At 63.3% G+C, this 25625-nt stretch carries 14 protein-coding genes; 7 read left to right on the top strand and 7 right to left on the bottom strand.

Features of this window, described 5'->3' with window-relative positions:
- Positions 1–7 precede the first annotated feature (7 nt).
- Positions 8–1429: an FAD-binding oxidoreductase gene (locus IB265_RS21840; protein WP_057254861.1), complete on the bottom strand. Its 1422-nt coding sequence runs from the start codon at positions 1427–1429 to the stop codon at positions 8–10.
- A 10-nt stretch (positions 1430–1439) separates the two neighbouring features.
- Positions 1440–2840 (bottom strand): VOC family protein, encoded by a 1401-nt coding sequence (locus IB265_RS21835; protein WP_057254862.1) that lies wholly within the window; start codon positions 2838–2840, stop codon positions 1440–1442.
- A gap of 113 nt (positions 2841–2953) precedes the next feature.
- Here IB265_RS21835 and IB265_RS21830 point away from each other — a divergent pair, with 113 nt between their 5' ends.
- From IB265_RS21830 to IB265_RS21820, 3 genes are all read left to right on the top strand, one after another.
- Positions 2954–3847, top strand: a complete 894-nt coding sequence (locus IB265_RS21830; protein WP_057254863.1) for a LysR family transcriptional regulator — start codon at positions 2954–2956, stop codon at positions 3845–3847.
- 361 nt (positions 3848–4208) lie between these two features.
- Positions 4209–12836 (top strand): cyclic beta-(1,2)-glucan synthase, encoded by an 8628-nt coding sequence (ndvB, locus tag IB265_RS21825; protein WP_192495163.1) that lies wholly within the window; start codon positions 4209–4211, stop codon positions 12834–12836.
- 374 nt (positions 12837–13210) lie between these two features.
- Positions 13211–14365, top strand: a complete 1155-nt coding sequence (locus tag IB265_RS21820) for an OpgC family protein (RefSeq protein WP_057254865.1) — start codon at positions 13211–13213, stop codon at positions 14363–14365.
- A 24-nt stretch (positions 14366–14389) separates the two neighbouring features.
- On the opposite strand, the gene IB265_RS21815 is transcribed toward IB265_RS21820, so the two are convergent.
- Both IB265_RS21815 and IB265_RS21810 read right to left on the bottom strand, forming a co-directional pair.
- The gene (locus IB265_RS21815; RefSeq protein WP_057254866.1) at positions 14390–15022 is read right to left on the bottom strand and encodes a LysE family translocator; all 633 of its coding nucleotides are present in this window, start codon (positions 15020–15022) and stop codon (positions 14390–14392) included.
- 160 nt (positions 15023–15182) lie between these two features.
- Complete coding sequence (locus IB265_RS21810) at positions 15183–16940, bottom strand: glucan ABC transporter ATP-binding protein/ permease (protein WP_057254867.1); 1758 nt, start codon at positions 16938–16940, stop codon at positions 15183–15185.
- A gap of 383 nt (positions 16941–17323) precedes the next feature.
- On the opposite strand from IB265_RS21810, the gene IB265_RS21805 reads away from it, so the two are divergent.
- Together IB265_RS21805 and pyc are read left to right on the top strand one after the other, a co-directional pair.
- A complete protein-coding gene (locus IB265_RS21805) occupies positions 17324–18064 on the top strand; it encodes an autoinducer binding domain-containing protein (protein WP_057254868.1) in 741 nt (246 codons plus the stop codon).
- A 118-nt stretch (positions 18065–18182) separates the two neighbouring features.
- Entirely contained in the window at positions 18183–21641 is a 3459-nt protein-coding gene (pyc, locus tag IB265_RS21800; RefSeq protein WP_057254869.1) for a pyruvate carboxylase, read from the top strand.
- Between the two features lie 212 nt (positions 21642–21853).
- On the opposite strand, the gene IB265_RS21795 is transcribed toward pyc, so the two are convergent.
- From IB265_RS21795 to IB265_RS21785, 3 genes are all read right to left on the bottom strand, one after another.
- Positions 21854–22615, bottom strand: a complete 762-nt coding sequence (locus IB265_RS21795; RefSeq protein WP_057254870.1) for an amino acid ABC transporter ATP-binding protein — start codon at positions 22613–22615, stop codon at positions 21854–21856.
- The gene (locus IB265_RS21790; protein WP_082616163.1) at positions 22612–23292 is read right to left on the bottom strand and encodes an amino acid ABC transporter permease; all 681 of its coding nucleotides are present in this window, start codon (positions 23290–23292) and stop codon (positions 22612–22614) included. Before IB265_RS21790 ends, IB265_RS21795 begins: the two co-directional genes overlap by 4 nt.
- 107 nt (positions 23293–23399) lie before the next feature.
- Positions 23400–24173, bottom strand: coding sequence for an amino acid ABC transporter substrate-binding protein (locus tag IB265_RS21785; protein WP_057254872.1), 774 nt, complete (start codon positions 24171–24173; stop codon positions 23400–23402).
- A gap of 273 nt (positions 24174–24446) precedes the next feature.
- Between IB265_RS21785 and IB265_RS21780 the strand changes: the two genes are divergently transcribed.
- Together IB265_RS21780 and IB265_RS21775 are read left to right on the top strand one after the other, a co-directional pair.
- Positions 24447–25232: a DeoR/GlpR family DNA-binding transcription regulator gene (locus IB265_RS21780; RefSeq protein WP_082616165.1), complete on the top strand. Its 786-nt coding sequence runs from the start codon at positions 24447–24449 to the stop codon at positions 25230–25232.
- Positions 25229–25612, top strand: coding sequence for a glyoxalase/bleomycin resistance/extradiol dioxygenase family protein (locus tag IB265_RS21775; protein ID WP_057254874.1), 384 nt, complete (start codon positions 25229–25231; stop codon positions 25610–25612). The genes IB265_RS21780 and IB265_RS21775 overlap by 4 nt, the downstream gene beginning before the upstream one ends.
- Positions 25613–25625: the final 13 nt, after the last annotated feature.

Raw genomic sequence — 25625 nt, 5'->3', positions numbered from 1 at the left:
GCTTGACCTATCCGAAGCGCACGCTGCCGAGCTTTCCCGGCGAGGTGAGCGTCTTCAGGCCTGCGGCCATGTCCTTGAGTTTGTCTGGTGTATAAATGTCGTAATAGGCCTGGTTGCGGCGGCCGATCGCATGTTCCGCGCTGAAGCTGCCGTGATACTCCTCAACGGCGACCGCGAAAACCCATTCGCGAAGCCGGGATTCGAAGGTCTCGTCGTTGAGAAGGTCGCTGTCCTTCGGCACGACGAGGTTGAAGTGCACGCCGCCGTCGCCGATATGGCCGAAGTCGCAGACGGTCACATCAGGGAATTTCGCCGGCATTTCGGCCTTCATATGGTCGCAGAAGGCCATGATGTCACCCCTGCGGAAGGAGACGTCGAAGGCGATCAGCTTGCCGAGATGCTTGACGCCCTCGGACAGAGCGTGGCGCAGCGCCCAGATCTCATGCGGCGGGCCGACGAAAGCATCGGCGAGCGGCGCCTCTTCCATTTCCCAGATCTCGGCAAGTGCCGATTCCAATACCGCGTCGAGCGACTGTTCGCCGTCGCGCGGTGCCCAGGTGCGGCTGATCTCGGCGAGGATGACATAGTCAGGAACGTTGCCGCCCTGGAAGGGGTTCTTCAGTGACGGCACATGGGCGAAGGCGGCCTTGACGGCGTTCTTCGACATGCCCTCGAAGGCCGAGAGATAGGCGCCGAGCCGCTCTTCCATGGCGCGGAGCAACGGCAGTACATGGGCGCCGCTTGCCGGAACGAGCAGCGCGGTTGCCGTCTGTTGCGGCAGGCGCTCTAGGTTCAGCACGCATTCGGTGACGATGCCGAAGGCGCCCGAAGTGCCGACGAAGATCTGCTTCCAATCGACGCCGGTGTTGTTCTTGCGCAGGTCGCATTGCAGGTCGAGCACGGTGCCGTCCTCGTCTGCGAGAACGACCTTGAGCCCGAGCGTGTTGCGGCGCACGTCGCCATATTTCAGAAAGCGTGAACCGCCGGTGTTGGTGGCGATCATGCCGCCGATGCGCGGGTCGGCACCAAGGTCGATCGGGAAGAACAGGCCGTGCTCTTCCAGCCGCCGGTTGAGATCGGACAGCCGAAAGCCGGCGTCGAGCCGCACCGAGCGATTGTCGAGGTCGAGCTCGAAGCGCTTCGTCAGCCGGTCGAGGCTGAGCACGGCCTCGTCGCCCGACTGATCCGGGGTCGAGCCGGAAACGAGGCCGGTGTTGCCGGATTGCGGGATCAGCGCGATGCCGTTCGTGACGCAATAGGCGACCGCAGCAGAGACTTCTTCCGTCGTTGCCGGCCGCAGCACGAGCGAAGTCCGGCCGCGATCGTAGCGCGCGCCGGTCTCGTAGGCTTCCAGGTCTTCAGGACGCGTAACGACACCCTTGTTTCCAAGGATCCCGCTCAGCGCGTCGATGTGCCGTTTGTCGATCATCAGAAAAGCATCATTCCGCAGCGATCGCGCCGGTCAAGGCCCGGATGCAGCTTTCGATCGAAGCCTGCTCGATGCCGGCATAGTGGTCGAATTCGTTGAGCACGGTGGCGCCGAGATCGCTTTCGAAGCGCTTCTGGTTCGGGCTGGCGACGAAGTCCTGCTGGGCGCCGTCGCCGAGGTTCGACTGGAAGATACCCGCGGCGCTGACCGGCAAGAAGTCTTCGTAGACGATCGCGTCGAACTGGACGAGACCGCTCGCGATCAGCGCTTCGATGTCACGCGCCGGGGAGACGCCGGCCTTGCGGCCCTTCTCCGTTAGCGAGTAGCTGAAATAGCCGAGGCCGGCTTCGCGGATGCCTGCCCAAGTGTCCGGGAAGGGCTCAAAAGCCTTGGCGAGGGCTGCTTCGTATTCGCGGGCATTGGAGCCGTCGGCGGCTGGGCGGACGATCTTGCGCGAGGCGTCGAGCAGGTCGTCGTAGAGCGCGCGGCCTTTCGGGGTCAGCGCGATGCCGCGCTGTTCGATCTCGCCGAAGCGAGCGGTGTGGGAGCCGGCCTTCCAGGCGCCGTCGGCATCCTTGAAGGAAACAGGCTCTTCCAGCGCCTTGAACGAGGTCTGGCGCAAAAGGATCGGGCACTTGCGGGTCGGCGGGCCCTCGACGACGGCCTTCGGCGCGATTTCGTATTCCGGCATCAGCGCCTGCACCATGTCGATGTCGAGCGTACGCGGCGTCAGGTGGTTGATGTGCGGACCCTTGAAGGAGACGACGTCGGCGATCAGACGATGGGCGTCGTGCAGACGCTTGTACATGTCGGCGCTGACATTGGCCTTGTCGTGCCAGCGGAAGGTTTCGAGCACTTCCGAGACGAAACGCTCAGCGTCGGCTTTGTCGAGACCGCCGTCACGTTCAGCCTTTTCGGTCAGTTCGACAGCGACGGGCGTAAAGATCCGGCGCTCGGCGAGGATCGCCTGTGACTCGGCGCGCAGGCTCTCGTCAGCGATCAAGTCCAGGCGCAGCAGCGAGGTGAAAACGCGGAAGGGATTGCGCTTCAGAGCGGCGTCACCAACGGGGCGGAAAGCCGTCGAGTGCACCGGGACACCGGCAGTCGACAGGTCGTAGTAGCCGACCGGGTACATGCCCATGACGGCAAAGACGCGACGCATCATCGATAGCTCGGCGGGTGTGCCGAGGCGGATCGCACCGTGGCGTTCCTCGGAGATGCGATCGAGCGAATCCGTGGCGTCCAGACGCTCCTTCAGGACCGGATCGGCGGCGAGCGTATCGTCGTTTACCTTGGCGACCAGTTCCATCAGCGTGCCGTAGGCCGGCACCTCTTCGCGGTACATAACCGACATGGCTGCGGAAAAGGCCGAACGGATGTCGTCGGCCGATACGAAACTATTCTCTTTCACTGGGGCTCGCCTCGCGCTATGGGTGAAGGACAAGGTCATTCTCATTTCGGATCATATCCGATCGAACTGGCCATTGATCGCGTTGCTTCTGACTATGTTGATGCGAGGCTGGAATGAAGTTAAGCCGCAGGCTGGTTCCCGACGTGACGACGCTGCAGGCGTTCGAATGCGCGGCGCGACATGGCAGCTTCACGCAGGCCGCCGCCGAGCTGAACCTTACCCAAAGCGCCGTCAGCCGGCAGATCAAGGATCTCGAAAACCAGCTCGGCGTGCTTTTGTTCGAGCGCGTGCGCCAGCGGGTGATCCTGTCGGATGCCGGCCAGAAGTTCCTGCCCGAGGTTCGCCGTCTCCTCAATCAGACCGAGGAACTGATGGTGCGCGCCATGGCTTCGGCCCGGGCGGACTCGACGCTCTCGATCGCGTCGCTCCCGACTTTCGGCAGCCGCTGGCTGGTGCCGCGCCTTCCCGACTTCCTCAAGCGCCATCCGGATACGGTGCTGAACATCGCCTCCCGTTCCGCGCCCTTCGATTTCGACGAGCAGAACTTCGATCTCGCCATTCATTACGGCCAACCGGTCTGGGCGCGCGCCACCTGCAGCTATCTGTGCAGCGAGATCATCGTGCCCGCTGCGAGCCCTGCCCTGTTGGCGAACCATCCGATCGAGACCCCCGAGGATCTCGTCGCCGGCCCGTTGCTGCATCTCGCCACGCGGCCGAAGCTCTGGGCACAATGGTTCGAGGCAAACGACATGGACGGCCGCGGCGCCTATCGCGGCAACCGTTTTGACCAGTTCTCCATGGTGATCGAAGCGGCGACGGCGGGGCTCGGTTTCGCGCTGCTGCCACGTTACCTGATCGAGCAGGAAATTGCCGCCGGCACGCTGAGCATCGTGCTCGACCGGCCGATGAAGACGGAAAACAGCTATTATCTCGCCGTGCCCGAGGGTAAGCTCGAAAACCCCATCAGCCTGGCCTTCCGGGAGTGGATCACCGAGCAAGTGGGCTGAGCGGATCGACGCTTTTCTACAAATCGAGGGAACCTTCCTCGCCGCTTCACGTTTCGCCTCGTCTGCCATTCGCGATGAAGCTTGAGAAGAGGGCAATTGAGAGAGCTGTATCGAAGTGCCATTGGGGGCGCGCGCAGCGGCCGGTTTCGGCTTGATTCGTTTGTGCGCAAATCGTCCGAACTTGTATGAGCAATCCTTGCAAGCTGTTGGCACCACGGCTAAAAAATGCCATTTTCATGCATCACCGCGGCCTTGAAAACCAATGCGCCGCCGGCTTTGCGATCTCCGATGCCCAGTCGAGGGCGGTGCCTGTTACCGCCAATTCCCCACATGCGGGAATTGACGGTGGATGGGAGGACACATGACCGTGTCTAGCAATGCGCCGGCTCAGCCTGACTTCTCAGGTCCGCAGCCAACCCGGCAACCCAACGAGGACCGGGCCGATCAACCCCGGTTGGATTCAGAACCCGTACCCATGCAGCTTCAAACAACGCCGCCCACCTCTCCGCGCGAACCGGAAGCAAAGCAGATCGATTACAACGATTCGATCCGCGCCACCTTCTTCTCGATGGAGGACCTCCGGCAATGCGGCGAGGATCTCGCAGTGAAGGGTGCCTCCTCGCTGCCGGGATTCTTCCCGTTCGAGTTCCGGCCGCGGCATCGCGAAAACGAGAGCGAGATCCTGCGTGTCTACCGGGCGACCGCTGCGGACGTGGAAGCCGGGGCGACGATCACGCCGGCCGCCGAATGGCTGCTCGACAACCACCACGTCGTCGAAGAGGCGATCCAGGAAGTCCGGCGCGATTTCCCGCGCCGGTTCTATCGGCAGCTGCCGACGCTTTCGGTTTCCGGCACGGTGATCCCGCGCACCATGGCGCTCGCCTGGCTCTATGTCGCCCACACCCACAGCACGGTGACGCGCGAAAGCATCACGGCGATGGTCGAAGGCTTCCAGAAGCACGACACCTTCAAGATCGGCGAACTCTGGGCGCTGCCGTCGATCCTGCGCTTCGTGCTGATCGAGAACCTCCGCCGGATCGCCATCCGCGTCGAGCGCTCGCGCGGCATGCGCCGAAAGGCGAACGACATTGCCGACCAGATCATCCGCCTGAACGATCCGGAGAAATATCGGGCGCTGCTTGCGGAATCGGAAGCGCTGGCTGCCGACAACACCTTCGTCGCGCAACTGCTCTACCGCACGCGTGACGGCTCGCAGACCTCCGGTGCCGTTATCGGCTGGATCGAGGAACAGCTTGAGAGGCGCGGCAGCGACGTCGAAAACGCGCTGGTCGCCGAACAGAACCGCCTGTCGTCCGGCAATGCGACGATGAGCAACATCATCCGCAGCCTGCGTGAGATCGACGACACCGACTGGGCTGTCTGGTTCGAAAGCGTCAGCAAGATCGACGCGGCGCTACGCGAGGGCTCCGACTATGCGGCGCTCGATTTCGGCTCGCGCAACAAGTATCGCGACACGATCGAGAAGCTCGCGCGTCGTTCCGGTCACAGCGAATACGAGGTGACGCAGATCGCCATCGAGATGGTGCGCGAGGCGGAGACTGCGGCCGAGACCGAAGTGCCGCTCCAGGAGCCGAACGTCGGATCCTTCCTCGTCGGCAAGCAGCGCAAGGTGCTCGAGAAGAAGATCGGCTATCGACCGTCGCTGCTGCAGACCATCATCCGTATCAGCCGCAAGCTCGACTGGTTCGCGATCGCCGGCCCGAACATCCTCTTGACGATCCTGGCGATGATCGCCGTCTATTCCTTCGTCAGTCCGATGGATATTCCGAACGGCGCGAAGCTGATCATGCTGCTTCTGTTCGCGCTGCCGGCATCCGAAGGCGCGATGGGCCTGTTCAACACGCTGGTGACGCTGTTCGTCAGACCATCGCGACTTGTCGGCTATGAATTCCTCGACGGAATTCCCGAGCATGCCCGCACCCTCGTCGTCGTACCTTGCCTGATTGCCAAGCGCGACCATGTCGACGAACTCGTGCGCAATCTCGAGGTGCACTACCTCGCCAACCCGCGCGGCGAGATTTATTTCGCGCTGCTCAGCGACTGGGCCGATAGCAAGGTTGAGGAGTCGAGCACCGATTCCGACGTGCTCGACTACGCCAAGCGCGAGATCGCCCAGCTTTCGGCGCGCTACGCCTATGACGGCAAGACGCGCTTCCATCTCCTGCATCGCCGCCGCCTGTTCAACGAGCAGGAAGGCGTATGGATGGGCTGGGAGCGCAAGCGCGGCAAGCTGCACGAACTGAACATGCTGCTTCGCGGCGATCGCGACACCTCGTTCCTGCAGGGCGCCAACACGGTGCCGGACAACGTGCAGTACGTGATGACGCTCGATTCCGACACGCGCCTGATGCGCGATGCGGTGACGAAGCTCGTCGGCAAGATCTACCATCCGATCAACCGTCCGGTGGTCGACCCTAAGACACAGGACGTGATCGCCGGCTACAGCCTGCTGCAGCCGCGCGTGACGCCGTCGCTGACAACGGGCAGCGAAGCTTCCGCCTTCCAGCGTATCTTCTCGGCCAACCGCGGCATCGACCCCTATGTCTTCACCGTTTCCGACGTCTACCAGGACATCGCCGGCGAAGGTAGCTTCACCGGCAAGGGCCTCTACCATGTCGACGCCTTCGAGGCGGCGCTGAAAGGCCGGATCCAGGAGAATGCCGTTCTCAGCCACGATCTGCTCGAAGGCTCCTATGTGCGTTGCGCGCTGGTCACCGACGTCGAGCTCGTCGAGGACTTCCCGACCCGCTACGAGGTCGAGATGTCGCGCCAGCATCGCTGGGCACGTGGCGATTGGCAGCTGCTGCCCTACATCTTCAATTTCTCGAACGGGCTGTCGATGCTCGGGCGCTGGAAGATGTACGACAACCTGCGTCGCTCGCTGATCCCGCTTGCCTGGCTCGTCGCCTCGGTGATGGGCTGGTACTACATGGAGCCGACCGAGGCGCTGATCTGGCAGATCGTCCTGATCTTCAGCTTGTTCGTGGCTCCGACCCTGTCGCTGATCAACGGCCTCCTGCCGCGCCGCAACGACATCGTCGCCCGCGCCCACCTTCACGCGGTGCTGACGGAAGTCCGCGCCGCCAATGCACAAGTGGCGCTCCGCATCGTCTTCATCGCCCACAATGCGGCGATGATGGGCGACGCGATCGCGCGCTCGCTCTACCGCACCTTCGTCAGCCGCAAGCTGATGCTCGAATGGCGCACGGCCGCGCAGGTGCAGAGTGCCGGCCACGGCACGATTGGCGATTACTACCGCGCGATGTGGATCGCGCCGGCGCTTTCGGCGCTTTCGCTGGCGCTTGCCGCGATCTCCGACACCGGCCTGCCGTTCATCGGCATTCCCTTCGCGCTGCTCTGGGCGCTTTCGCCTGCCGTCGCCTGGTTCGTCAGCCAATCGGCCGAAACCGAGGACCAGCTCGTCGTCTCCGATGAAGCGATCGACGAGATGCGCCTGATTGCCCGGCGCACCTGGCGTTATTTCGAGACCTTCGTGACCGCCGAGCAGCACTTCCTGCCGCCGGACAACTTCCAGGAAACGCCGCAGCCGGTCCTGGCCGAGCGCACCTCGCCGACGAATATCGGCGTCTACCTGCTGTCGGTGATGTCGGCGCGCGATTTCGGCTGGATCGGCTTCGAGGAGACGATCAACCGGCTGGAGCAGACGATCGCCACCATCGACCGCCTGCCGAAGTATCGCGGCCACCTGTTCAACTGGTATCGGACGAACACGCTCGACACCATGGAGCCGCGCTACATCTCGTCGGTCGACAGCGGCAACCTTGCCGGTCACCTGATTGCCGTATCGTCGATGTGCCGCGACTGGGCCGAGGCGCCGTCGGCGCATGTGCAGGGCAGCCTGGACGGCATCGGCGACGTGGTGGCGATCCTCCAGGAGGTGTTGCGCGATCTGCCCGACGACCGCAAGACGGTCCGGCCGCTGCGTCGCCTGATCGAGGAACGCATCGTCGGCTTCCAGAACGCGCTTGCCGCGGTCAAGCGCGAGCGCGAGTTCGCGTCGATCCGGGTGATCAACCTCGCGGTGCTGGCGCGCGACATGCACAAGCTCACCGTCAACCTCGATCACGAGGTGCGCACGCCGCAGAGCACCGAAGTGACGAAGTGGGCAAATGCGCTCGTCAGCACCTGCGAAGCCCATATTTCCGACGGTGTCTTCGATCTCGGTGCGATCGAATCGCTGCGTCAGCGCCTGCTGGTGCTGAAGGATCGCGCCCGCGACATCGCCTTCTCGATGGATTTCGGCTTCCTGTTCCGGCCGGAGCGGCGCCTGCTGTCCATCGGCTTCCGGGTCAACGCCAACGAGCTCGACGAAGCCTGCTACGACCTTCTCGCCTCGGAAGCACGGCTCACCAGTCTGTTTGCCATCGCCAAGGGCGACTTGCCGACGGAGCACTGGTACAAGCTCGGCCGTCCGATCGTGCCGATCGGCGCGCGCGGCGCGCTGATCTCCTGGTCGGGCTCGATGTTCGAGTATCTTATGCCGCCGCTGGTGATGCAGGAACGGCAGGGCGGCATCCTCAACCAGACCAACAATCTGATTGTGAAGGAGCAGATCAACCACGGCCGCCGTCTGGGCACGCCCTGGGGCATTTCGGAAGCCGCGTTCAACGCGCGCGACCACGAGCTCACCTACCAGTACACCAACTTCGGCGTGCCGACGCTCGGGCTCAAGCGCGGCCTCGGCCAGAACGCGGTCATCGCGCCCTACGCCTCGATCCTCGCCTGCATGTACGATCCGAAATCGGCGCTCGCCAACCTCGGACGCCTGCGCGAGGTCGGCGCACTCGGTGTCTACGGCTTCCATGATGCCGTAGACTTCACTCCGACGCGTGTGCCCGAGGGCCAGAAATGCGCGGTCGTGCGCAACTACTATGCGCACCACCATGGCATGTCGATCGCGGCTGTCGCCAACGTCGTCTTCAATGGCCGCCTGCGGGAGTGGTTCCACGCCGATCCGGTGATCGAGGCCGCCGAACTGCTGCTGCAGGAAAAGGCGCCGCGCGACATCCCGATCATGAATGCCAAGCGCGAGCCGGAATCGGTCGGCAAGGGCCAGGACGATCTCCTGCGTCCGGAAGTCCGCATCATCGAGAACCCGCTGGCACAGGACCGGGAGACCGTGTTTCTCTCCAACGGCCATTACTCAGTCATGCTGACGGCCAACGGCGCCGGCTATGCCCGCTGGAACGGCCAGTCCGTCACCCGCTGGAAGCCGGATCCGGTCGAGGACCGCACCGGCACCTTCATCTTCCTGCGCGACACGACGACCGGCGATTGGTGGTCCGCGACATCGGAGCCGCGCCGTGCGGCCGGCGAGAAGGTGCTGACCCGCTTCGGCGACGACAAGGCCGAATTCGTCAAGACCGTCGGCGACCTCACCAGCGAGGTCGAGTGCATCGTCGCCACCGAACACGACGCCGAAGGGCGCCGGGTCATCCTGCTCAACACCGGCACCCAGGATCGCTTCATCGAAGTGACCTCCTATGCCGAGCCGGTGCTTTCGATCGACGAGGCCGACAGCGCGCACCCGGCCTTTTCGAAGATGTTCGTGCGCACGGAAATCAGCCGCCGCGGCGACGTCATTCGCGTCAGCCGCAACAAGCGCAGCTCCAGCGACCCGGACATGGAAGTGGCGCATCTCGTCACCGACAATGCCGGCAGCGATCGCCATACGGAAGCGGAGGCCGACCGTCGCCGCTTCATCGGCCCGGGCCGGACGCTTGCCGAAGCTGCCGCGTTCGACACGGACGCAGTGCTTTCGGGCACGGACGGCTTTACGCTCGATCCGATCATGTCGCTGCGCCGCGTCGTTCGCGTGCCCGCCGGCAAGAAGGTCAGCGTCGTCTTCTGGACAATCGCTGCGCCGAGCCGCGAGGAGGTCGATCGCGCGATCGACCGCTATCGCCATCCGGAGACCTTCAACCAGGAACTCATCCACGCCTGGACCCGCAGCCAGGTGCAGATGCGCCATGTCGGCGTGACATCGCAGGAGGCCGCGAGCTTCCAGATGCTCGGCCGCTACCTCGTCTATCCGGACATGCATCTGCGTGCCGACACGGCGACGGTGCAGGCAGGCCTCGACTCCCAGTCGAAGCTCTGGCCGCTGGCGATCTCGGGCGACTACCCGATCTTCTGCCTCCGCATCAACGACGACGGCGATCTCGGCATCGCACGTGAAGCGCTGCGCGCCCAGGAATATATGCGCGCCCGCGGCATCACCGCCGACCTCGTCATCATCAACGAGCGGGCCTCGTCCTATGCGCAGGATATGCAGCATGCGCTGGATTCCATGTGCGAGAACCTGAGGCTTCGCGGCCTTTCGGACGGCCCGCGCCAGCATATCTTCTCGGTGCGCCGCGACCTGATGGAACCGGAGACCTGGTCGACACTGTTGTCGGCCTCGCGCGCCGTGTTCCATGCCCGCAACGGCACGATCTCCGACCAGATCGCCCGCGCCAACTCGCTCTATTCGCCGGCGCCGGCGAAGGGTGCGGAGAAGAGCGGCGAGTTCGTGGGACCGCTTTTGGCGGCGCCGCAGGAGAAGGCAGACGTTGCCCCGGCCGAGATCAAGGGCGATGGTCTTTCCTTCTGGAACGGCTTCGGTGGTTTTGCCGAAGGTGGTCGCGAATATGTCGTGCGTCTTCGTGGCGGCGAAGCGACGCCGCAGCCCTGGATCAACGTCATCTCCAACGAGCAGTTCGGCTTCCACGTTTCGGCGGAAGGCGCGGCCTTCTCCTGGAGCCGCAATTCGCGCGACTACCAGTTGACGCCGTGGACGAACGACACGGTCATCAACCGTCCGGGCGAGGCGATCTTCATCCGCGACATGGAGAGTGGTTCGGTATCGACGCCCTATGCGTCGCTCTCGCGTCGCCGCTCCGTCGTCTTCGAAACGGCGCATGGGCTCGGCTATTCAAGCTTCCGCAGCACCCAGGACGACCTCGAGATTGAGGCGACCCATACGGTGCACCGCAGCCTGCCGGCAAAGCTCATCCGCGTCTCGATCCGCAACCGCGCGACGACGGCACGGCGGTTGAGGCTCTACGGCTATAACGAGTGGGTGCTCGGCAACAACCGCGCCCGCTCGGCGCCATTCATCCTCTCGAAGTGGGATGAGGAGACAGCGGCGCTGGTCGCGACCAACCCCTACAGCATCGACTATGCCGGTCGTTCGGCGTTCTTCACCGCCGATGGCGGCCAGGCTGCCGGCTACACCGCGAGCCGGCGGGAGTTCCTGGGCTCGCTCGGCGGCATCCTCGTGCCGCAGGCGGTGCTTTCGGGTGCCGATCTCTCGGGTTCGGTCGACGTAGACGGCGACCCTTGCGCGGTCATTGCGTCCGATCTGACCATCGAACCCGGTGCCGAGCAGCAGGTCACCTTCATTCTCGGCGATGCCGACAATGAGGATCAGCTTCGTGCCGTACTCGGTGAGTTGCGTGAGACTGCATTCGACACGGTGCTCGGGGCGGCCAAGACGTTCTGGCGCGATTTCACCGATATCGTGAAGGTGGAAACGCCGGATCCGGCCTTCGACGCCATGATCAACAACTGGCTGCCCTACCAGAGCCTCGGTTGCCGCATCATGGCGCGCTCCGCCTTCTACCAGGCGAGCGGTGCCTTCGGCTTCCGCGACCAACTGCAGGACACGCTGGCTTTCCTGATCCACAGGCCGGAGCTTGCCCGGGCGCAGATCCTGAATGCTGCGGCTCGTCAGTTCGTCGAGGGCGACGTGCAGCACTGGTGGCTGCCGGGAACCGGCGCCGGCGTGCGCACGATGATATCCGACGACGTCGTCTGGCTCGCCCATGCCGTTACGCATTACTGCTCGGTGACCGGTACCTCCGACATCCTGAGAGAACAGATCGCCTTCATCAGCGGTCCGGCTCTCGAAGAGGGCCAGCACGACGCCTTCTACAAGCCTGAGATTTCCGAGGAGGTCGGCGACGTCTACGAGCATTGCGCCCGTGCGCTCGACCTCGCGATCAAGCGGACCGGCGAGAACGGCCTGCCGTTGATCCTCGGCGGTGACTGGAACGATGGCATGAACCGTGTCGGTGCTGCCGGAAAGGGCACCAGCACCTGGCTTGGATGGTTCCTCGCAGGCACGCTCCGCGGCTTCCTGCCTTACGCTCGCGAGCGTAAGGACCAGGCACGCGTCACCCGTTGGGAGGCGCATCTCGAAGCCCTGAAGAAGGCGCTCGACACCGCCGGCTGGGACGGCGACTACTATCGTCGCGGCTATTACGACGACGGCACGCCGCTCGGCACCAGCGAGGCGCTCGAGTGCCGGATCGATTCGATCGGCCAGTCCTGGAGCGTCCTCTCAGGCGAAGGCGACGAGCAGCGTTCGCTCAAGGCGATGGATGCGGTCATGGCCGAACTGGTCGATCCGGACCAGCACATCGTGCGGCTGTTCACGCCGCCGCTCGAGCGGACGTCGCAGGATCCAGGCTACATCAAGGCCTATCCGCCCGGCGTGCGCGAAAATGGCGGGCAATATACCCATGCGGCCACCTGGGTGGCGCTGGCCTTCGCCGAACAGGGCAGGGCGGAAGAAGCCTGGCGCGTCTTCCAGATGCTGAACCCGGTCTCGCATGCGCAGAGCCGCGAGGCGGCGGAACACTACCGCGTCGAGCCCTATGTCGTCGCCGCCGATATCTATGGCGAAGGCGATCTGGCGGGACGCGGCGGCTGGACCTGGTACACCGGTTCGGCTGGCTGGCTCTACCGCGTCGGCGTCGAAGGTATTCTCGGGATCCGCAGACAGGGCGACAAGCTGGTCATTCGGCCGGTGCTGCCGGCGGCCTGGGACGGCTACTCCGCAGAAGTGACGCTCAACGGCGCGCGGCACAAGATTTCGGTGCAGCGCGACCAGAAAAGTGGCGAGCCGATTGTCAGCATAAACAATAGTGTCACAAAAAACGCGCATGAAGGCATTTTGCTGTAACGGCCGGCATTGAAGACAGGATGAGACCGGCTTTGTTCCCGCAAGGGCAAGGCCGGTTTTTCTTTGCGGAAATGCGGGCGGCATGACCCCGACGGCCGGGTGTCGTGTCTTGGAGCGCCAGGCGTTCAGACGAACGCACAAAGGGCGCTCTAACACTTTGAAGCCAGAGCATCTTATCCGCTTCCAGTGACTTCACTTGAAAGCGGGATGCTCTAGATCATCGGAGCGGGATGGGGCGGAGAACTGCAACATGTTCCTCATCCCACCTAGTTCATGGTGCCGGGCATCTCGCGCGTTTGAATGACGGCGCGGGCTGTCGGTGCCCGTTTCAACAGGGATGGGGCAGGGGCGCCAAATCCTGGAAAACGGACCGCATGCTGCAAAAGACTTTTCAGGGTGGTGTCAACCCGACGTCCGCCCGAATGGTTCCCAACGAGCGTGACACACGCCTCGACGTGTTCAGGGCGCTGTGCCTGCTGACGATCTTCGTCAACCACGTTCCGGGACAGTACCTCGAATATCTGACGCACAAGAACTTCGGCTTTTCCGATTCCGCCGAAGCCTTCGTGCTGATCTCCGGCCTGTCGGTCGGGATCGCCTATGGCGGCAAGTTCGCCGCCGGAGAACGGCTGGCGATGACGCTGAAAATCTGGCGCCGGGCGCTGGCGCTTTATGTCGCCCACATCATGACCAGCATCGTGACGCTGGCGATTTTTGCGGCCGGGGCGATCTATTTCGGCCGGCAGGATCTGATCGGCGAGATTAACATTCGGCCGATGGTGGAACAGACGGAACAGGGCATCGTCGCCATGGTGCTTCTGGGGTATCAGCTCGGCTACAACAACATCCTGTCGATGTATGCGGCGCTGTTCCTGATGCTGCCGGGTATTCTCTGGCTGAACGGCGTCAGCAAGAAACTGCTGCTGTCGCTGTCGGCCGCCCTGTGGCTCGCCGCAGGCATCTTCAAGTTCGTGCCGTCGAATTTCCTCGACGAGGGCTATTGGTTCCTCAATCCCTGGTCCTGGCAGTTCCTGTTCGTCATCGGCATCGTCATGATGACCTTCGTTCGCAATGGTGGATCACTCCCCCGATGGCCCTGGCTGATCGTCCTGTCGGGCGCTTATCTTGCGGTCTCCGCTGTCTGGGTGCTCTTCTCCTTCTGGAGCATCGACCTTTCCTTCGGTCTTCCAGCGGTCTTGACCGGCTTTGACAAGACCTTCCTGTCGGGCCCCCGGCTGCTCCATGTGCTGGCGCTTGCCTACATCGTCGCCGTGACGCCTCGCATCAGCAACCTCGCCAAACTCGACAGCGATCATCCGCTCGCGGTTGTCGGGCGACACTCGCTGCCGATCTTCATCTTCGGCACGATCCTGGCGATGTCCGGCCAGGTGCTGCTGTTCGTCACCGGGAGAAACCCGATCTTCGGCAGCCTCTTCGTGCTCGTCGGCATCGGGCTGCATTTCGCCTATGCCTATTATCTCGAATGGTTGCGCGGCATTGCTACTGCAAAGCCGCTGCGGGCGGCGTAAGAGAACGCCGCCCCTGCTGGGCGACTAATTTCTGGAACCAAGGGCAAGGCGGCAGGCGAGCCCCGTGAATACGCCGGCGAGAAGATACTGCGGCAGCTTCGGGAAACGCCTGATGCCAGCGAGCCGCGCGCGCAGATGGCTGCCGACCAGGATGACCGAGCCGTTCACGAGGAAGCCGACCCCGTTCAACACTGTCGCCAGCAGAAGCATCTGCGTGACCATCGACCCGCTCTTTGGGTCTACGAACTGTGGGAGCAGCGCCAGTACGAAGAGCGCCATCTTCGGATTGAGCAGGTTCGTCATCAGCCCCTCGCCGAAGATCCGCCAGTTCGAAAGTCGCTTGAGCGTCGAAACCGGTGACGCGCTCGATGCGTTCGAGCGGACTGTCTTGTAGGCGAGGTACAGCAGATAGGCGCAGCCCGCCCAGCGCACGATCTCATAGGCAACCGGCAAGGTGACGAAGAGCTGGGAAAGACCGAGTGCTGCGGCCAGCGCGTGGCAATAGGTGCCGACTGCGATCCCGGCATAGGTGAGGAACCCGGCTGCGCCCCCCTGGCTCACGCTCCGAGAAGCGATGAGCAGCATGTCAGGGCCGGGCGTGGCGGTGAGCACGAGGCTTGCTGTGGCGAAAACTGCGATTGTGGAGATGTCCGGCATGATGATTCCTTTGGAATTGGGGCCGGAATTCCCGTCTACCAACAATCTCGAGAATGGCAAGGCTGGTCGACGCGACGTTGTCAGAAAGCCGAAAAGCAAAAAACCACCCGCGTTTGACCGCGGGTGGTTCGGTTCGTTCGCTTGACTTCAAGCGCGTGTCTTATGCCGCCGTGTGGCTCATGCGGACGTCTTCGTCCGTCAGGATGCCGCTGGCGCGCAAGAGGGCTGCGAAGCGGCCATTGCTCTGGCTGAGCTCGTTGAAACCGCCCATTTCGACGACACGGCCCTGATCCATGAAGATCACCAGGTCGGCCTCGCGCACCGTCGACAGGCGGTGTGCGATGATGAAGGTCGTGCGGTTCTTGCGCAGGGCATCGATCGCATCCTTCACGCGGGCCTCGGTTTCGACGTCGAGCGCGCTGGTCGCCTCGTCGAGCACCAGGATCGGCGCATTCTTGAGGATGGCGCGGGCGATGGCCACACGCTGGCGTTCGCCGCCCGACAGACGGTTGCCGCGTTCGCCGACCACCGTGTCGTAGCCGCCCGTCCGGCCCTCGATGAAGTCGCAGGCGGCGGCCGCTTCGGCGGCAGCCATGACTTCCTCGATCGTCGCATCGTCACGGCCGAGGCGGATGTTGTCCGAGATCGAACGGTTCATCAGGCCCGCATCCTGGAAGACGGTGGCGATCGAGCGGCGCAGCGACTTGCGCGTTACCTTCGAGATATCGTTGCCATCGATCAGGATCTGGCCGTCACGCGGATCGTGAACACGCTGCAGCAGGTTGACGAGCGTCGTCTTGCCGGCACCCGTCGGGCCGACGATCGCGATCGTCTGGCCGGCCTTGGCCGTGAACGAGACGTTGTGCACGCCCTGGTTCGTGTTGGCAAAATCGAAGGAGACGTTGCGGAACTCGACTTCGCCGACAGCTGGCGGCAGTTCAGTCGCGCCTGCCGGCTCGTCACGTTCGCGCACGGCGTCCTCGAGCTGGAAGAAGTCTTCGAGCTTGGCGCGGGCTTCGAAAATCTGCGTCACGAAGGCCTTCATCTGGTCGAGACGGCCGATCAGCAGGTTGGCAAAACCGATGAAGGCGATGACTTCGCCGACGCCGAGCTCGCCGCGCTGCACCAGCACGGTGCCGATGACGAGGATCGCCATCATCGAAATGGTGGAGGCGACGCGGTTCAGCGCGCTCGCCAGTGCCCACCAGTCGAGCACCGGGAACTGGGCGGAGATCAGCCGCTCGGTGAACTTCTTCAGCTCGCGGGTTTCAGCCTCGATGCGGTTGTAGCTGTGCACGACCGAGACGTTGCTGATGGCGTCGGAAACGTGGGAGAAAACCGTATGATAGTGGTTCTCGACCGAGGCCTGACCTTCCTTGGTGCGGCTCATCACCGCCTTGCTGATCATGACATAGGCCGCGCCGAGCACGAGAAGGACGAGCGAGAGGCGCACGTCCATGGCAAAGGCGGTCGGAATGAGCAGCATCAGCGCGACGGCCGTAGCCAGGTGCTGGCGCATGAATTCGAGCCAGAGACCGAATAGGGTTTCGCAGGCGCGCAACAGCGTGTGCAGCGCGTTGGACGTGCCGCGCTGGCTATGCCAGGCGAGCGGCATGGAAACGATCCGTCCAAAGGCTTCCGTCAGGAGCGTGGCGCGGCGGCCATGCGCCAGCCGGTCCGCCTCGCGGGCAACGAGCACGAAGGCGACGGTGTTGAAGACGCCGAGGCCAGCCCACATCAAAAGCATCGGCGTGACCTCGCCCTTCGACGAGATGGCGTCGATGATGCGCCCGAACAGGATCGGTTCGGCAATCGAGATGGCTGCCAGAACGACGTTGGCGAGGACGATCGCCGAGACACGAAACTTGTGAACCGCAAGATACTGGAGCGCTCTTGCATACACTTGGAACAATGACACTGTCTCACCCCTTCCGGGTACCGGATTTGACGCGCCGCAGTCCTTCTGCGGCGGATGCACCCGCGTCCTCGAGCTACGGTTGGCGGGCTTGGGCTCCGCCCCCATACACTCGGGGCCGCGCTGAGACGGTCTTTTGCGGCAAAGGGAAGCCGTAGCCGGACGCATGGACAGCCACTCGTTTTCCCGTTTCGCTCGCATGCGAGCTTGGCGAGAATATTCATAGTCTGCTATCTGTCGTGCCAACTCCGATTTCTTGCATATTTCGCATAAGACCGGGCGTGGTATGAGGGATTATCGCGGGTGCAACATGAATGGTCGCTGAACGGTGCCTTTATGTCCGGATTCGGAAATGCGACCATATGCATCTACCTGGAAGGTGATCCATGAACATTACGCTGCTCGTACAGTTTCTCGCGCTTCTGGAGGAGATGAAGACACGCGAGGAAATCGTCCCGGAATTCGAGCGCCTGCTCGATCGCTGCGGCTTCGACTTCTACGGTGTCGTTCGGCAGCCGAAACCGCATGACAATCCGCTGCGGCTGCTGCTCGCCGGCCGCTGGCCGGAAGGCTGGCCGCAGATCTACATCCGCAAGAAGTTCGTGGTGATCGATCCGACCATCCGCTATCTCGGCCATGCGCAGCGCGGCTTCCGCTGGCGTGACACGCTGTTTGCCTTCCGCTCCGATCCACATCGCAAGCGCATGGAAAGCATGATGATCGAGGCCAGAAACCACGGTCTCTACGATGGCTACATCTTTCCGGTGCACGGCCGGCGCGGCCTGCTCGGCAACCTGACGGTCGGCGGTCGCGTCGTCGACTTGAGCCCGGTCGAGATCAGCCTCTTCGACGCCATCGCCAAGCGGCTGTTCTGGAAGCTTCTGGAGCTGACCGATCCCGAGGTTTCGGCCGAACTCGGCTCGCGCGTCGAGGTGCAGATGACGCGGCGCGAAATGGAAGCGCTCAACTATCTCGCCGACGGCATGACTTCGAACGACATAGGCAAGGTGCTCGATATCTCGAGCCATACGGTCGACTGGTATATGAACGGCATCCAGGAGAAATTGAAGGGCAAGAACCGCCATCACGTCGTGGCGATCGCCTTCCGGCTCGGGCTGATCTCCTAGAGTCGAAGGCTTTCGGTTTCCTGTCGCATCTGAAATTGCGCTCTGCTCGGTGACTCGCTAATACTTTATTTCGCGGGTGCAGCATTTCCCGCAATATCAAGTCATTGAGGAGACCGACTTGCCTATCTCGAAGATCCTTGTTGCCAACCGTTCTGAAATTGCCATCCGCGTTTTCCGCGCTGCAAACGAACTCGGTCTGAAAACGGTCGCGATATGGGCTGAAGAGGACAAACTGGCGCTGCACCGCTTCAAGGCGGACGAAAGTTATCAGATCGGCCGCGGGCAGCACCTTGCCCGCGACCTCGGTCCGATCGAGAGCTACCTGTCGATCGAAGAAGTGATCCGCGTCGCCAAGCTTTCGGGCGCCGACGCGATCCACCCGGGCTACGGCCTGCTTTCGGAAAGCCCTGAATTCGTCGATGCCTGTGATGCCGCCGGCATCATCTTCATCGGTCCGCGGCCGGCGACGATGCGCCAGCTCGGCAACAAGGTTGCCGCGCGCAACCTCGCGATTTCCGTCGGCGTGCCGGTCGTTCCGGCCACCGATCCTCTGCCGGACGACGAAAAGGAAATCCACCGCCTTGCGGCCGAGATCGGCTATCCGGTCATGCTCAAGGCCTCCTGGGGCGGCGGCGGACGCGGCATGCGCGCCATTCGCGACCCGAAGGACCTGATCCGCGAGGTGACGGAAGGCAAGCGCGAAGCCAAGGCCGCCTTCGGCAAGGATGAGGTTTATCTTGAAAAGCTGGTCGAGCGCGCCCGCCACGTCGAAAGCCAGATCCTCGGCGATACCCACGGCAATGTCGTGCATCTCTTCGAGCGCGACTGCTCGATCCAGCGCCGCAACCAGAAGGTCGTCGAGCGCGCGCCGGCGCCCTACCTCTCGGATGCGCAGCGCCAGGAGCTTGCCGACTATTCGCTGATGATCGCCCGTGCGACGAGCTATGTCGGCGCCGGCACGGTCGAGTATCTGATGGATGCCAACACCGGCAAGTTCTACTTCATCGAGGTCAACCCGCGCATTCAGGTGGAGCACACCGTCACGGAAGTCGTGACTGGCATCGACATCGTCAAGGCGCAGATCCACATCCTCGACGGCGAGGCGATCGGCACGCCGGAATCGGGCGTGCCGAAGCAGGAGGACATCCGCCTCAACGGTCACGCGCTGCAGTGCCGCATCACCACCGAAGACCCGGAGCAGAACTTCATTCCGGACTATGGCCGCATCACCGGTTATCGCTCGGCGTCCGGCTTCGGCATCCGTCTCGATGGCGGCACCGCCTATCCGGGTGCAGTCATTACCCGCTTCTACGACCCACTGCTCGTCAAGGTTACCGCCTGGGCGCCGAACCCCCTCGAAGCGATCAGCCGCATGGACCGCGCGCTGCGGGAGTTCCGCATCCGCGGTGTGGCAACCAACCTGACCTTTCTCGAGGCGATCATCAGCCATCCGAAGTTCCAGGATAACAGCTATACGACGCGCTTCATCGACACGACTCCGGAACTGTTCCAGCAGGTGAAGCGCCTGGACCGCGCGACGAAGCTCCTCACCTATCTCGCCGACGTCACGGTCAATGGCCACCCGGAGACGAAGGGCCGCCCGAAGCCGCCGGCGGATGCGGCAAAGCCCGTCGTCCCGTTCATCGACGGCGACATCAAATCCGGTACCAAGCAGAAGCTCGACGAACTCGGCCCGAAGAAGTTCGCCGAGTGGGTGCGTGGCGAACGCCAAGTGTTCCTGACCGATACGACGATGCGCGACGGCCATCAGTCGCTGCTTGCGACCCGCATGCGCACCCATGATATCGCCCGCGTCGCCGGCACCTATGCCCGCGCGCTTCCCCAGCTCTTCTCGCTCGAATGCTGGGGTGGCGCGACCTTCGACGTGTCCATGCGCTTCCTCACCGAAGACCCGTGGGATCGCCTGGCCCGCATTCGCGAAGATGCCCCGAACCTGCTGCTGCAGATGCTTCTGCGCGGCGCCAATGGCGTCGGCTACAAAAACTACCCCGACAACGTGGTCAAATACTTCGTGCGCCAGGCGGCAAAAGGCGGCATCGACGTGTTCCGCGTCTTCGACTGCCTCAATTGGGTCGACAACATGCGGGTGTCGATGGAGGCCGTTGCCGAGGAGAATCGCATCTGCGAGGCGGCGATCTGCTATACCGGCGACATCCTGAATTCGGCCCGGCCGAAATACGATCTCAAATACTACACAGCCCTTGCCGCCGACCTCGAAAAGGCCGGCGCGCACATGATCGCCGTCAAGGACATGGCGGGCCTGTTGAAGCCGGCGGCCGCACGCGTGTTGTTCAAGGCGCTGCGTGAGGCGACCGACTTGCCGATCCATTTCCACACCCACGACACCTCGGGCATTGCGGCCGCGACCGTGCTTGCCGCCGTGGAGACCGGCGTCGATGTCATCGATGCGGCGATGGACGCGCTTTCCGGCAATACCTCGCAGCCCTGCCTCGGCTCGATCGTCGAGGCGCTCCGGGGGTCGGACCGCGATCCGGGTCTCGATCCCGAGTGGATTCGTCGCATCTCCTTCTATTGGGAAGCGGTGCGCCACCAGTATGCCGCCTTCGAAAGCGACCTCAAGGGACCGGCGTCCGAAGTCTACCTGCACGAAATGCCGGGCGGACAGTTCACAAACCTTAAGGAACAGGCGCGTTCGCTCGGTCTCGAAACCAAGTGGCACCGCGTCGCCCAGGCCTATGCCGACGCCAACCAGATGTTCGGCGATATCGTCAAGGTGACGCCATCGTCCAAGGTCGTCGGCGACATGGCGCTGATGATGGTGAGCCAGGACCTGACCGTCGCCGACGTCGAAAATCCTGCGAAGGACATCGCTTTCCCGGATTCGGTCGTCTCGATGCTCAAGGGCGATCTCGGCCAGCCCCCGGGCGGCTGGCCGGAAGCGCTGCAGAAGAAGGCGCTGAAGGGCGAAAAGGCCTATACCGCCGTTCCGGGCTCGCTGCTGCCGCCGGCCGACCTCGATGCTGAGCGCAAGGCAATCGAGGACAAGCTTGAGCGCAAGGTCGACGACTTCGAGTTCGCCTCCTATCTGATGTATCCGAAGGTCTTCACCGACTATGCGGTTGCTGCCGACACCTATGGCCCGGTCAGCGTCTTGCCGACGCCGGCCTATTTCTACGGGCTTGCGCCGGGCGAGGAGCTGCAGCCGGAGATCGAGCGGGGCAAGTCGCTCGTGATCCTGCACCAGGCCAAGAGCGAGCCGGACGAGAAGGGCATGGTCAAGGTGTTCTTTGAGCTCAACGGCCAGCCGCGCCTGATCAAAGTGCCGGACCGCAACCGCAGCGCTCAGAGCGCGGTGCGCCGCAAGGCCGAGGTCGGTAACGCCGCCCATCTCGGCGCGCCGATGCCGGGTGTCATCTCGACGGTCTTTGTCTCGCCAGGACAGGCGGTCAAGGCGGGCGACGTGCTGCTTTCGATCGAGGCGATGAAGATGGAAACGGCGCTGCATGCGGAGAAGGACGGCACGATTGCCGAAGTGCTGGTGCGCGCCGGCGACCAGATCGACGCCAAGGATCTGCTGATGGTCTTCGGCGCCTGAGGGTAAGTTCAAACAAACAGAAACGGCCGGATGCGAATCCGGCCGTTTTGTTTTCTGGAAGTAGAGGGGGCGTCTAGCCTGCTGGGGTCGTCCGTCCTGCTCCCCGGACTGAACATCAAGCCCGAGGATGACGGTAGAGATAGACAAGGCTGGCGCAAAGGGTGCCCGACCCACACCCGCCGGATCGTCCTGTGATCCGTCGTCCCCTCCGCTCAGATTTCGTAGTCGTGCGGGGCGCTCAGCGAGGCGATGAACTTCTTGGTACGCTCACGCTCGGGCGCCGAGAAGATCGTCTTCGGGGCACCGCTTTCGACGATGAGACCACCGTCGAGGAAAATCACCTTGTCGGCGACGCGGGATGCGAGGCGCAGGTCATGGGTCGCCATGACCATGGTCGTGCCTTCACGAGCAAGCCGGCTCAGGACTTCGACCACTTCTTCCGCCAGTTCCGGGTCGAGGGCAGAGGTCGGCTCGTCGCAGAGAAGCACGCGGGGCGACGGGGCAAGCGCGCGGGCGATCGCCACGCGCTGTTGCTGGCCGCCGGAAAGGGTCGCCGGCCAGGCGTCGGCCTTGTGCGCCATGCCGACCTTTTCCAAGAGTTCCATCGCGCGCGTCTTCGCCCTGTCGGCCGGCCATTTCAGCACCGTGACGAGACCTTCCATGACATTGCCGAGGGCGGTCTGGTGGGGGAAGAGCTGGAAGTTCTGGAACACCATGCCGGTCTGCCGGCGCAGGCGCTGGATCGCCGCCCAGCCGACCTTGCGGCCGGGCGAAAATTCGAGCGTCTCGTCGCCAAGCCGGATTGCGCCGGACGTTGGGATCTCCAGCAGATTGATGCAGCGCAGCAGCGTGCTCTTGCCGCCGCCGGATGGGCCGACCAAAGCCGTCACCGTGCCCTCGGCGAGCGTGACGGAGATGTCCTTGAGGACAAGATTGTCGCCGAAGCGCTTTTCGATGTGGGAGAGCTCGATCATGCGCGTGCCTCCAGGAAGCCGCCATAGCGGGCGAAGCGCCGCTCCAGCCTGACCTGCAGAGCCGACAGCACGGAGCTCATGGCGAGGTAGATCAGCGCCGCCAGGATATAGAGGATCAGCGGCTCGTAGGTGGTGGCAACGATGCGCTGGGCGGTCTGGAACATCTCTGGCACGGTGATGGCGGCGGCAAGCGAAGTGTCCTTCACCAGCGAGATGAAGGTGTTCGACAGCGGCGGCACGGCGACGCGGGTCGCCTGCGGCAGGATGGTGCGGCGCATCGCCTGGCTCCAGCTCATGCCGATGGAGTAGGCCGCTTCCCACTGTCCGCGTGGCACTGACGAGATGACGGCACGGATGATCTCGGAGGTGTAGGCGCCGACGTTCAGCGAGAAGCCGATGAGCGCGGCGGTGAAGGCGTCGAGCAGGATGCCGGCGCTCGGCAGCCCGTAGAAGATCACGAAAAGCTGGACGAGCAGCGGTGTGCCGCGGATCACCCAGACGTAAAATCGCGCGATGGCGACCACCGGCGCCGGTCCGAACAGACGGGCGACGGCGGTTGCGAGCCCGAGGATCAGGCCGAAGATGAAGGAAAGCAGCGTCAGCGGGATGGTGAAGGTGAGGCCGGCCCAGAGCAGGGACGGCAGCGAATCCAGCATCAGTTGGAGCCAGGTGGGCAAGGGGCGGGCCTTTCAAAAAGCGCGATCCGCCCCGGTGTCCGGAACGGATCGCGATTCATAACCGAGAATGGCCGGCGGAGAAACCGACCCGGCGCTCGGGACAGGGGTTACTTCGAGACGTCGGCGCCGAAGTACTTCTGCGAGATCTTGTCGTAGGTACCGTCGGCCTTGATCTCGCCGAGCGCCTTGTTGATCGCTTCCAAGAGTTCCGGCTCGTCCTTGCGGATGATGATGCCGGAGAAGTCGGCGTCAGCCTGTTCGGCCGCGATCTTTACCGGCGCGTCGGGCTTCTTCTTCTTGAAATCGAGGAAGGAGAGGCTGTCGTTTATCGTGGCATCGGCGCGGCCGGTGAGCACGAGCTGGATCGACTGGTCGAAGCCGTCGGTGCCGACGAGTTCGGCGCCGGAGGCGGTTGCGAGCTTGCCGAAGTTGCTGGTCAGCGACTGAGCCGACTTCTTGCCCTTGAGATCGGCGAAGCCCTTGATCTCCTCGTTGTCGGTCTTGACGATCAGCACGGCCTTCGAGGCGATGTAGGGCTCGGAGAAGTCGTACTTCTTCTTGCGCTCTTCGGTGATGCCGACCTGGTTGATGACCGTGTCGTAGCGGTTGGCGTCGAGGCCGGCGATCAGGCCGTCCCACTTGCCTTCGAGGAATTCGGCCTTGACGCCGAGCTTCTCGGCGACGGCCTGGCCGATCTCAACGTCGAAGCCGACAAGAGCGCCGGAGGCATCGTGATAGGTGAAGGGCGCATAGGTGCCCTCGGTGCCGATCTTCAGGACGCCGGCGGATTTGACCGCGTCGAGATTCTCGCCGGCTTCAGCGGAGGCGAGGGCGGCAACCTGCATCAGAGCGGCGGCGAACAGCGTGGGGAGGAGCTTCATCGTGATTTTCCATCTTCTTTGTGGTCCGGCCCGTCGTCCGGATTGAGCGGACAATCGCACAAAAGATTGGCGATCTGAGCGTATAAAACACCAATTCCCGAGCGTTTTGATGAAGAATTTTCCTCGAAATGGCGTCGGTCACGCGCAAAAGGCACGGTTTGCTCGAATTGCTGGCCCGCGGTGATTTGGCTTATTCCGCGACTTGAAATCGGTTTCAAAAGTCGTTATGCACATTCATAGCGATTTATGCACGTTTATGCACGATTGGCAAAAATGTCGAGCGATCTCTTACTTCGTGAGCGAAAGACGCTGATCCAGGAGCGGCTGAAGGCCAACGGCCGGGTGCTGGCTGCGGATCTCGCTGCCGAGCTCAATGTTTCCGAAGACACGATCCGCCGTGACCTGCGCGAAATGGCGGCAGCGGGGCTTTGCGAGCGGGTCTATGGTGGCGCGCTCCCGGTCGTTCCCGCGGCACACAGCAGTTTGAGCGAGCGGGTGGCGATGGCGCCGGAGCGCAAGGCAGCACTTGCCCGCACGGCGGTCGGACTGATCAAGCCGGGCATGACCGTGTTTCTTGATGCCGGTTCCACAAACCTCGCCATCGCGCAATTGATCGAGCCGGAGCTCCAGGTCACGATTGTCACCAATACGCCGCTGATCGCTGCAGCGCTGATGGAGAAGCCTGGCGTCGATCTCATCCTGCTTGGCGGGCCACTCAACCGTGCGGTCGGTGCGGCCATCAGCGCGCGGGCGCAGCGCGACGCCGAACTGCTCAGGCCCGATCTCTGCTTTCTCGGCACCTGCGGCGCCGATGCCGAAGCGGGCCTGACGGCGATCTATTTCGAGGACGCCGAATTCAAGCGGCTCGTCGCCTTGCGCAGCCGGCGTCTCGTTGTTGCCATCACCAGCGACAAGCTCGGGACGGCGGCGGCCCACGCGATCGTCGGTATTGACGAAAGGGCGGTGCTGGTCCTGGAGGCTGATGCCCCGGCAGCGCATCGTACTGCATTCGAGGCGGCCGGGGCGGAAGTCTTGATGGCGGGAGGGCCCGAACGATGACGATTACCCACGTGGCGCAGTGGACCCGAGACCTTGAGGCGATTGCCGGCTTTTGGTCGACGTTCTTCGGTGCTGAAGTCGGCGAGGTCTATCAAAGCCGGCGGCGGCCGGGCTTCCGCTCACGCTTCCTGAGGCTTGGCGACGGACCAGCGATTGAGATCATGGAGGGCCCTTGGGTTGCTCCGGGCGATCCGGCGCAAGAGCGCACGGGCCTTGCCCATGTGGCGCTGTCGCTCGGCAGCGAGCAGGCGGTCGATGCCATGGCTGCGCGCGCCGAGGCTGAAGGCATTCTGGTCGCGAAGGCGCGCTGGACCGGCGACGGCTTCTACGAGGCGGTCCTACGCGACCCCGATGGAAATCTGATCGAAATCACTGTTTGAGCCGGCCCGATCC

The organism is Ensifer sp. ENS10 (assembly GCF_014852025.1).
Classification (GTDB): Bacteria; Pseudomonadota; Alphaproteobacteria; order Rhizobiales; family Rhizobiaceae; genus Ensifer.
This window is presented reverse-complemented; position numbering and strand designations above follow the sequence as displayed.

Bases quoted from the DNA above. Each gene is read 5' to 3' on its own strand.
- IB265_RS21840 (WP_057254861.1), bottom strand. From the start codon at position 1,429: ATGATCGACAAACGGCACATCGACGCGCTGAGCGGGATCCTTGGAAAC.
- IB265_RS21830 (WP_057254863.1), top strand. From the start codon at position 2,954: ATGAAGTTAAGCCGCAGGCTGGTTCCCGACGTGACGACGCTGCAGGCG.
- ndvB (WP_192495163.1), top strand. From the start codon at position 4,209: ATGACCGTGTCTAGCAATGCGCCGGCTCAGCCTGACTTCTCAGGTCCG.
- IB265_RS21820 (WP_057254865.1), top strand. From the start codon at position 13,211: ATGCTGCAAAAGACTTTTCAGGGTGGTGTCAACCCGACGTCCGCCCGA.
- IB265_RS21815 (WP_057254866.1), bottom strand. From the start codon at position 15,022: ATGCCGGACATCTCCACAATCGCAGTTTTCGCCACAGCAAGCCTCGTG.
- IB265_RS21805 (WP_057254868.1), top strand. From the start codon at position 17,324: ATGAACATTACGCTGCTCGTACAGTTTCTCGCGCTTCTGGAGGAGATG.
- IB265_RS21795 (WP_057254870.1), bottom strand. From the start codon at position 22,615: ATGATCGAGCTCTCCCACATCGAAAAGCGCTTCGGCGACAATCTTGTC.
- IB265_RS21785 (WP_057254872.1), bottom strand. From the start codon at position 24,173: ATGAAGCTCCTCCCCACGCTGTTCGCCGCCGCTCTGATGCAGGTTGCC.
- IB265_RS21780 (WP_082616165.1), top strand. From the start codon at position 24,447: ATGTCGAGCGATCTCTTACTTCGTGAGCGAAAGACGCTGATCCAGGAG.
- IB265_RS21775 (WP_057254874.1), top strand. From the start codon at position 25,229: ATGACGATTACCCACGTGGCGCAGTGGACCCGAGACCTTGAGGCGATT.